The sequence below is a fragment of the Embleya sp. NPDC005575 genome, from assembly GCF_040605455.1.
Classification (GTDB): domain Bacteria; phylum Actinomycetota; class Actinomycetes; order Streptomycetales; family Streptomycetaceae; genus Embleya.
Window position 1 is genome coordinate 1 of sequence record NZ_JBEXCV010000321.1, and the last position, 2,751, is coordinate 2,751.

Sequence of the window (2,751 nt, forward strand, 5' to 3'; positions counted from 1 at the left end):
CGTGCCGCTGCCGGATCCTCTCCCGTCGCTGTCGACGTTCCTGCGCGCGCTCCGCCGGGACCTGACCGCGGGGGAGCGGGCCGGCCACCGCAAGGGCCCCGAAGCCGCCCGGGCGTTGGACGTGTTCGCCAAGCGCCCCCGAACCTGGCGCAACCACACCTGGGAAGCCGACCACGTCCAGGCCCCGCTGCGGGTGACCGCCGACGGCGACCTCGTCCACCCGTACGTCACATGGTTCATCGACTGCGCGACCAAGGCGATCACCGGCGTCGCCGTCACCCCCGGCCCTCCGACGCGGGCCTCGGTCCTGACCGCGCTGCGCTCCGCGATCGTGCGCACCGATCCGTACGGGCCCTTCGGTGGGCTGCCCGAGCACGTGCGGTTCGACCGCGGCAGGGACTTCCTCTCCCGCACCGTGACCGCCGCACTGACCGCACTGGACGCGAACATCACCGTCCTGCCGCCCTACAGCCCCCACCTGAAGGGCAGCATCGAGAACCTCAACGGCGCCGTCGACAGCATGCTCTTCGCCGTCCTCCCCGGCTACACACCCACGCCCGAACCCCGAGGAGCCCACCGCCGCCGCGACCGGCGACTCGCCCCGCCCCCCATGTCGTTCCGCGCCTTCACCACCGAAGTCCTGCGGTGGGCGACCTGGTGGAACACCGAGCACCACCCCGCCGCCCTGAACGGCCACAGCCCGTTGGAAGCCTGGCAGGCCGACCCGACCCCGCTCAACGACATCCCGGCAGCGGACGTGTGGTCCTTCACGCTCGAGGACGACGGCCGCCCCCGCGTCATCACCAGCCACGGAGTGGCCTTCCGCAACCGCGACTACATCGCCGACTGGATGACCGGCCAGGCCGGCCGCGAGGTCACCGTGCGATTCATGCCCCACCACACCCACGAGATCGAAGTCTGCACCCCCGACGGCCACCGCCTGGGCACCGCACACCTCGCCGACCAGGCCACCGACGAACAACGCGCCGCCCTGCGCCGCGCCCGAGCCTCCCGAGCCCGCCGCCTACGCGCCGAGGCCAAAGCCGCCGCGCGACTGCGCCGGGACCGTTTCGCCCCCACGTCCACCCCCGCCGACGCACAACGCCTGGACACGATCACCGCGCCCGAGGCCGCCCGGGAACTGGCACGGCACCGCGAGGGTGACCTCGCCAAGCTCGCACTGCCCGACCTGATCCCGCCCGCCCCACCCCCACCCGACTGGGCCACCCCCGACGCCCTGAAGAAGACCACCAGGCCCGTCAGGCCCGCCGAACCCACCGCACCCGAACCGTTCTCCGCCCGTAAGGACCCCCGATGACCCGCCACTTGCCGCCCGCGCCCACCGACCAGTACGTCGCTCTCCCCGACGCGCGTCTGGTGGCCACCCGCGCGCTGCTCACCGTGCGGGAGAACCTGGCCGACACCATCGCCGCCCGCGCGATGACCTGCATCCACGGGGGAGCCGGCTTCGGCAAGACGGTGGCAGTCACCAGTTGCCTGCGCGAACTCGAACCCGGCGAAGACATCCGCCGCATCACCTTCCACACCCGCCCCACTCTCCGCACGGTACGCCAGGAACTGCACGCCGCCCTCGAACTACCGGGCCAATCCCCGCGCTACGCCAGCGAGTTCGACCAACTCCTCAAGACCGAACTCGCCACCCACCCCTGCACCCTCGTCCTGGACGAGGCACAGTGGCTCAGCGGCTCCCGTCGCCCTCGCCGCACTCTTCATCTGGCTCCGTACATGATCCAAGAACCTAGGTGTCGGCCGGTTCTGGGGGCACCACGCGCGTGAGTGCGAGCTGTCCAGTGTCTCCCGTACTGAGCCGTTGAGGCCTGGGACGCTCCTTGTTCTCAGCCTGACGAGCCACGTGTGCGTAGATCCAATCCAGAGGGAGAGCCTCATCCAGCTCATGAGGCGCCAAGCCACCGCGAAGGGCGTATAGAAAGTCGCCCGTGAACGCCGTAAACCGCTCGCTGTGAGGGGCCAGGGCATGCCGAGTAGGGCCTGTTGCGCACAGCACAAAAGTGTTGTCGCCGACTGCTCCAGTTCGCAGAGCACGGCCAGCAAAGTCGCAGTCCAAAATGATTACGATGTGCTCTGCCCCTGCGTTCGCCAACTCCTTCGCAAGCCTGGTGAATGACACCGCCGTGAAATACAGACTCGTATATTCGGACCTGGAAAGCGTCAGGTACAGGTCCCCGTCTTCATCCAGCAGGGAATGGCCGGAGTAGTAAAAGAGCAGGACATCGTCAACCGATCTCGTTGCGTCGGCCAGGGCGCTGCCGACGCTGGTGAGGTCTGCGGCGTCAAGCAGCACCGTGCATCGATCTTTATCGAAGCCACCCAGCACGGGAGTTGTGAGCGCATCCGCCACCGCCTCCACGTTCGCTTCTACAGCTGGCAACTGTGGCAGTTGAGTACTCTCGTAGTGCCCTGTACCCATCACGATGGCCCAGGAGCGTGAGCGGTCAGGGAGCCGCACTCTCCCCCATGGGGGGCTCTGAGGAGCGAAAGAAGGAGCGGGTCCTTGGTTGCTGGCCAGTGGAGGGTCGCCCTGATCCCGAGACCCGCCCTCTGATTCCTCAGCAGGCTCCGAGTCGTCATGGCCGCCAGCACTGGTACCTGATCGAAGCTTGTCCACCGCACGTTTTGGGCTTGATCCGGTTTGACGGACACCCTGTCTGAGGGCTTTGCCCCTCTTGGGAGGATGTCCATCATGGAGCGTATGGGGAAGAAGAAGCCTCG

3 protein-coding genes are annotated in these 2,751 nt (G+C 68.1%); 2 read left to right on the forward strand and 1 reads right to left on the reverse strand.

Annotated features, from left to right (window positions below):
* Both ABZS54_RS42655 and ABZS54_RS42660 read left to right on the forward strand, forming a co-directional pair.
* Nucleotides 1–1,318, forward strand: a 1,318-nt coding sequence (locus ABZS54_RS42655; protein ID WP_355548768.1) for a transposase family protein, incomplete at its 5' end; no start/stop codon positions are given.
* On the forward strand, nt 1,315–1,797 hold the full coding sequence (locus ABZS54_RS42660; protein ID WP_355548771.1) for an AAA family ATPase: 483 nt from the start codon (nt 1,315–1,317) through the stop codon (nt 1,795–1,797). The genes ABZS54_RS42655 and ABZS54_RS42660, both read left to right, overlap by 4 nt.
* Here the strand turns inward: ABZS54_RS42660 and ABZS54_RS42665 are convergent.
* Complete coding sequence (locus ABZS54_RS42665; RefSeq protein ID WP_355548774.1) at nt 1,760–2,647, reverse strand: caspase family protein; 888 nt, start codon at nt 2,645–2,647, stop codon at nt 1,760–1,762. The genes ABZS54_RS42660 and ABZS54_RS42665 overlap by 38 nt on opposite strands.
* Between the last annotated feature and the right edge of the window lie 104 nt (nt 2,648–2,751).

Bases quoted from the DNA above. Each gene is read 5' to 3' on its own strand.
- ABZS54_RS42660 (WP_355548771.1), top strand. From the start codon at position 1,315: ATGACCCGCCACTTGCCGCCCGCGCCCACCGACCAGTACGTCGCTCTC.